The organism is Bartonella raoultii (assembly GCF_019659805.1).
GTDB lineage: Bacteria > Pseudomonadota > Alphaproteobacteria > Rhizobiales > Rhizobiaceae > Bartonella > Bartonella raoultii.
Genome location: NZ_JAIFRO010000004.1, coordinates 220,362 through 226,577, shown reverse-complemented (window position 1 = coordinate 226,577; position 6,216 = coordinate 220,362). Strand labels below are relative to the sequence as shown.

At 35.0% G+C, this 6,216-nt stretch carries 5 protein-coding genes; all 5 read left to right on the top strand.

What is annotated here, in order from left to right:
• Window positions 1-179: 179 nt before the first annotated feature.
• The gene (rho, locus tag K3248_RS05335) at window positions 180-1,445 is read left to right on the top strand and encodes a transcription termination factor Rho (RefSeq protein WP_034448516.1); all 1,266 of its coding nucleotides are present in this window, start codon (window positions 180-182) and stop codon (window positions 1,443-1,445) included.
• A gap of 30 nt (window positions 1,446-1,475) precedes the next feature.
• Window positions 1,476-2,783 (top strand): tRNA uridine-5-carboxymethylaminomethyl(34) synthesis GTPase MnmE, encoded by a 1,308-nt coding sequence (gene mnmE / locus K3248_RS05330; protein WP_220717362.1) that lies wholly within the window; start codon window positions 1,476-1,478, stop codon window positions 2,781-2,783.
• A gap of 110 nt (window positions 2,784-2,893) precedes the next feature.
• Window positions 2,894-4,762 carry a tRNA uridine-5-carboxymethylaminomethyl(34) synthesis enzyme MnmG gene (mnmG, locus tag K3248_RS05325; protein WP_220717361.1) on the top strand — a complete coding sequence of 623 codons (1,869 nt, stop codon included), beginning with the start codon at window positions 2,894-2,896 and terminating at the stop codon, window positions 4,760-4,762.
• Window positions 4,762-5,409, top strand: coding sequence for a 16S rRNA (guanine(527)-N(7))-methyltransferase RsmG (gene rsmG, locus K3248_RS05320; protein WP_220717360.1), 648 nt, complete (start codon window positions 4,762-4,764; stop codon window positions 5,407-5,409). The genes mnmG and rsmG overlap by 1 nt, the downstream gene beginning before the upstream one ends.
• A 6-nt stretch (window positions 5,410-5,415) precedes the next feature.
• On the top strand, window positions 5,416-6,213 hold the full coding sequence (locus K3248_RS05315) for a ParA family protein (RefSeq protein ID WP_220717359.1): 798 nt from the start codon (window positions 5,416-5,418) through the stop codon (window positions 6,211-6,213).
• The last annotated feature ends 3 nt before the right edge of the window (window positions 6,214-6,216 follow it).

Below are 6,216 nucleotides of genomic sequence, written 5' to 3'. Positions count from 1 at the left end.
ATTTTAATTTGTATAATCGATTTTTATATATATTTATTAAACCATATACGAAGATAAATCTTATGAAGAATGCTTGCAGTTTAAAAAAGTTAAGTGTACACTATTTTTACCTTAATAAGAGTGCTTCATTCTTTAAATTCTCTACAAAATAATTTCCCCTAATTTAAAGAGCATATTTCATGCAAGAAATGAAACTACAAGAACTTAAAAGTAAAAATCCCGTTGAACTCGTCTCTTTTGCTGAAACATTAGAAGTTGAAAATGCTTCTCTTATGCGCAAACAAGAATTGATGTTTGCTATCTTGAAAAAACTTGCTTTACAAGATGTGGAAATTATTGGAGAAGGCGTCGTCGAGGTTTTACAAGATGGATTTGGTTTTTTAAGATCTGCTGATGCTAATTATCTTCCAGGACCTGATGATATTTATCTTTCACCTGCACAAATCCAATCATTTTCTTTAAAAACAGGCGATACCATTGAAGGCCCTATACGGAGTCCAAAAGAAGGAGAGCGTTATTTTGCTCTTCTTAAAATTAATACAATTAATTTTGAAAATCCTGAAAAGATTCGCTATAAAATTCATTTTGATAATCTCACTCCTCTTTACTCAAATGAACGTTTCCAAATGGAAATACAAGATCCTACGGAAAAAGATATGTCATCGCGGGTAATTGATTTAATATCTCCATTGGGAAAAGGTCAAAGAGGACTTATCGTAGCACCACCTCGAACAGGAAAAACAGTTTTACTCCAAAATATTGCGCATTCTATTACAACAAATCATCCTGAATGTTATCTTATTGTTCTTTTAATTGATGAACGACCAGAAGAAGTTACTGATATGCAGCGTTCTGTTAAGGGAGAGGTTGTTTCTTCTACTTTTGATGAACCAGCAATACGTCACGTACAAGTAGCTGAAATGGTTATTGAAAAAGCAAAACGCCTTGTCGAATATGGACGTGATGTTGTTATCCTTCTCGATTCTATTACGCGCTTGGGTCGTGCCTATAATACGGTTGTTCCTTCATCAGGTAAAGTTTTAACTGGGGGGGTGGATGCAAATGCTCTACAACGTCCAAAACGTTTTTTTGGTGCAGCACGTAATATTGAAGAAGGTGGATCTTTAACAATTATTGCAACGGCTTTGATTGATACAGGTAGCCGTATGGATGAAGTGATTTTCGAAGAATTTAAAGGAACAGGAAATTCAGAAATTGTTCTTGATCGCAAAGTTGCTGATAAACGTATTTTCCCAGCTATGGATATTTTGAAATCAGGAACACGTAAAGAAGAATTATTGGTTGCGCGGCAAGATTTACATAAAATTTTTGTTCTTCGTCGCATTTTAGCACCTATGAATGTAACAGATGCTATTGAATTTTTAATTGATAAATTAAAGCAAACGAAAAACAATAGTGAATTCTTTGATTCAATGAATACATAAGAGTGTTAATTTTTTTATTAGGATTATCCTGTGGATACAATCTTTGCTGTTTCGAGTGGATTGTTGCCTTCAGGGGTTGCTGTCATTCGACTTTCTGGTCCTCATGTAGTGAATGTTGTTAAAACGCTTTGTGGTTGTTTACCTAAAGCGCGGTTTATGCATTATGGAAATCTCACAGCTCGTGATGGTAGTTTTTTAGATTCTGCTTTGACTGTTTTTTTTCCTGCTCCTCATAGTTTTACAGGGGAAGATTGTGCAGAATTTCATTTGCATGGAGGAAAAGCAGTTGTAAATCGTTTTCTTGATGAACTATCTACATTTTCTGGATGTCGTAGTGCAGAACCAGGTGAATTTTCTCGTCGTGCTTTTATAGAAGGGAAATTGGATCTTGTTCAAGCAGAAGGACTTGCTGATTTAATAGAAGCGGAAACAGAAAGTCAGCGTCGTTTGGCAATTATGGGTACAAGTGGACGTTTAACAACACTTTATCGTGATTGGCGCCATAAACTTATGAAAGCACGTGCCTTTATTGAAGCAGAACTTGATTTTGCTGATGAAGCTGATATTCCAGATTCAGTATCTGATAAATTTTGGAAAGAAGTGGAGGATCTTTGCATTTCTCTGCAAGAACATATTGTGGAAGGAGAGCGCGCGAGTATCTTGCGTGATGGATTAAAAATTGTCATTGCAGGTGCTCCAAATTCTGGAAAATCAAGTATCATGAATCGTTTGGCTGGAAAAACTGTTTCTATTGTGACAGATGAAGAGGGAACGACGCGTGATGCTTTAGAAATGAGGCTTATTCTTGGTGGTTTACCAGTTTTTTTGACAGATACTGCTGGTTTTAGAGAAACAGAAAATAAAATAGAGCAATTAGGAATAGAAGTTGCAAAACAACATGTTATAGAAGCTGATTTAGTTATTTTAGTTTATGATATGCTAAAACCAAAAGAAATTGAATTGCCAGAAACATCAGCAGAAATATGGCGTGTTGGTAATAAGCTTGATCTTTGTGAAAAGAATAAAAACCATTTTTTAATGGAGTTTTCTGCATCAACAGGTTTAAATTTTGATTTTTTTATTAGAAAGCTTGAATTATTTTGTTCCCATCGTGCTGCTGAAATTGGAAATCTTGTTCCAGCACGAAAAAGGCAACTTCAGTTATTAAAAGAAGCTGTTAAAGAAATTAAGGCTTCTGTGAATAATTCTTCTCTTGATCTTAGTTTACGTGCAGAACATCTTCGTCGTGCAAGTGATTTTCTTGGAAAAATTACAGGAGATATAGATGTTGAAGATTTACTTGATATTATTTTTTCAGAATTTTGTATAGGTAAATAATGATTCACGTGAAACATTGATTATTTGATAGACAGATTCTAAAGATTATGTATTCTATATTCTGTTTCACGTGAAACTTGATTGTAAATTTTCTATAGAAATGGGTTCAAATGCATTTGTATGACGTTATTATTGTTGGTGGTGGTCATGCTGGCTGCGAAGCTGCTTCAGCTTCAGCGCGTGTAGGAGCAAAAACAGTACTTGTTACACATAAAATATCAGCATTAGGTGCAATGTCATGTAATCCTGCTATAGGTGGTCTTGGAAAAGGACATCTTGTTCGTGAAATAGATGCTTTAGATGGTCTTATGGGACGCGCAGCAGATGCAGCAGGAATCCAATTTAGGCTTCTTAATCGCCGTAAAGGTCCAGCAGTAAGAGGACCACGTACGCAAGCAGATCGACAACTCTATAAAAAAGCGATTCAAAAACTTTTAAAAGAACAAGAAAATCTTCTTCTTATTGAAGATGAAGTGATTGATTTGATTATTAAAGATAATTGTGTTTCAGGTGTTGTTTTAAAAAAACAAGGAACACTTTTTTCAGGTGCTGTTGTTTTAACAACAGGTACATTTTTAAACGGTTTTATTCATATGGGAAATAAAACATGGGCTGCAGGACGTATGGGAGATCAATCAAGTGTACAACTTGCAGAAAGATTGAAAAGTTATCATATAAAGCTTGGAAGATTAAAAACAGGAACACCTGCGCGTTTGAGTAAAAAAACAATTCATTGGGATTATCTTCCAAAACAAAAAGCTGATGAAGATCCCGTCCCTTTTTCTTTTTTAACAGAAAAAATTGAACAACCGCAAATTGAATGTGCAATAACACGCACAAATACACAAACACATAAAATTGTTCGTGAAAATATTCAAAAATCTGCTTTATATTCTGGAAATATTGAAGGATTAGGACCACGTTACTGTCCTTCTATTGAAGATAAAATTGTTAAATTTGGTGAACGTGATGGACATCAGATTTTTTTGGAACCAGAAGGATTAAATGATGATACCGTTTATCCAAATGGTCTTTCTACTTCTCTTCCTGAAGATGTTCAAATTTCTTTATTGAAAACTATTGAAGGGTTGGAAAATGTAACAATTTTACAACCTGGATATGCTATTGAATATGATTTTGTTAATCCGCAAAATTTAACGAAGACTTTAGAATTACGTTCTTTACCAGGATTATTTTTAGCAGGCCAAATTAACGGTACAACAGGATATGAGGAAGCAGCAGCGCAGGGACTTTTGGCAGGATTAAATGCTGCACGTAAAGTCAGTAATTTAGATGAAATCATTATAAGTCGTTCTACGGCTTATATTGGTGTGATGGTTGATGATCTAGTATCACGTGGGGTTTGTGAACCTTATAGGATGTTTACATCACGTGCTGAATTTCGTTTATCTTTACGATCTGATAATGCTGATGCTCGTTTAACACCTTTAGCCAAACAATGGGGGATCGTTAGTAAAGATCGTTGGGATTGTTATCAACAAAAACAAAAACGTCTTGACCAAGCGCGATCGCTTTGTCAAAGTCTTTTTTTAACACCAAATGAAGCTTCAGCCCACGGATTGCATGTTAATCAGGACGGAGTTAGGCGTTCCGCTTATGATTTTCTTGCTTATCCTCAAATGCGTTTAGAACGTCTTTCTCAGTTTTGGCCACAGTTACAATCAATTGATTCTAAAACCGTTGAATCTTTAGAAATTGAAGCGCAATATGCGGTTTATTTAGAAAGACAAAAACAGGATATTGCTGCTCTTCAACGAGACGAACGTTTAGAAATTCCTTCTTCTCTTAATATTCAGGCAATTTCAGGACTTTCAAATGAACTTAAAACGAAAATTCAGAAAATATCGCCGCGTTCCATTGCTGATGCACAAAAAATTGATGGTATGACACCAGCAGCATTATCACTCATCATTACTTATATTCAACGTCAAAAACGTGAAAAGGCTAAAATAGCTTAATGAATATTTCTAGAGAACAAAAATATCAAACACTTTCAAATATCATTCCTTCTGTTTCACGTGAAACGATGGAGGATTTAATAGAATTTGAAACTTTAATAACACAGTGGAATACACGTATTAATTTGGTGTCTGCTGCAACAATCCCATTTCTATGGACGCGTCATATTTTAGATTCAGCACAAATTTACCCTCTGCATAGTCATTTTTCACATTGGTGTGACCTTGGATCAGGTGGAGGATTTCCTGCAATTATTATAGCTATTTTTCTAAAAGAAAAAAAGGTAGGACATATCGATTTAGTAGAAAGTAATGGAAAAAAAGTTGCTTTTTTACGAACGGTTATTGCTAAACTTAATTTGCCAGCAAAAGTTTATCATTGTAGAATCGAAGATGTATATCAAAAAATATCTACACCAGAAGTTATTACAGCACGGGGATTAGCTCCACTTGATGTCCTTTTAAACCTTATTTCTCCTTTATTCACAAAAAAAACAATCGCTCTTTTGCAAAAAGGTCGGGATTACGCTACAGAAATTAAAAATGCCTCTGCCAATTGGCGCTTTGATCTGTTAAAACATAAAAGTAAAATTGATGAAAATTCTGTTATTTTAGAAATTTCTCATGTTCGGTCATATAGAGGGTAAAGCAAAATGAGCGAAACACGGATTATCGCTATTGCAAACCAAAAAGGTGGAGTCGGAAAAACAACCACAGCTATTAATCTTGCGACAGCTTTAGCTGCTATTGGAAAAAATGTTCTTATTATGGATGTTGATCCACAGGGAAATGCAAGTACAGGATTAGGAATTGATCGTAATAGTCGTCCTTTGTCTTCCTATGATGTTTTAGTTTCTGGAGTTTCAGTAACAGAGGCTGCTTTAAAGACAGCTGTACCTAATCTTTATATTGTACCTTCTACACTCGATCTTTTAGGCGTAGAAATGGAAATTTCTTCATCGAAAGATCGTATTCAACGATTACGTCAAGCACTCTATGATGATCCAAAAATGGAAAAAAAATTCAATTATATTTTAATTGACTGTCCTCCATCACTCAATCTTTTAACACTTAATGCTATGGGTGCTGCAGATTCTGTTTTAGTTCCTATGCAATGTGAATTTTTAGCACTTGAAGGTTTAAGCCAATTGCTTGAAACTGTAAAACAAGTGAGATCTGTTCTTAATCCATCTTTAGAAATTCAGGGTATTGTTCTTACGATGTATGATGGACGAAATAATCTATCTAATCAAGTTGTTGAAGACGTGCGCTCTTTTATGGGAGATAAAGTTTATCGCACAGTTATTCCACGAAATGTAAGAGTTTCAGAGGCTCCTTCTTTTGGTAAACCAGTCTTGCTCTACGATCTAAAATGTGCTGGAAGCCAAGCTTATTTGCGTTTAGCATCAGAAATGATTCAACGTGAAAAACAAGCACAAGAAGCCGCTTAGAAA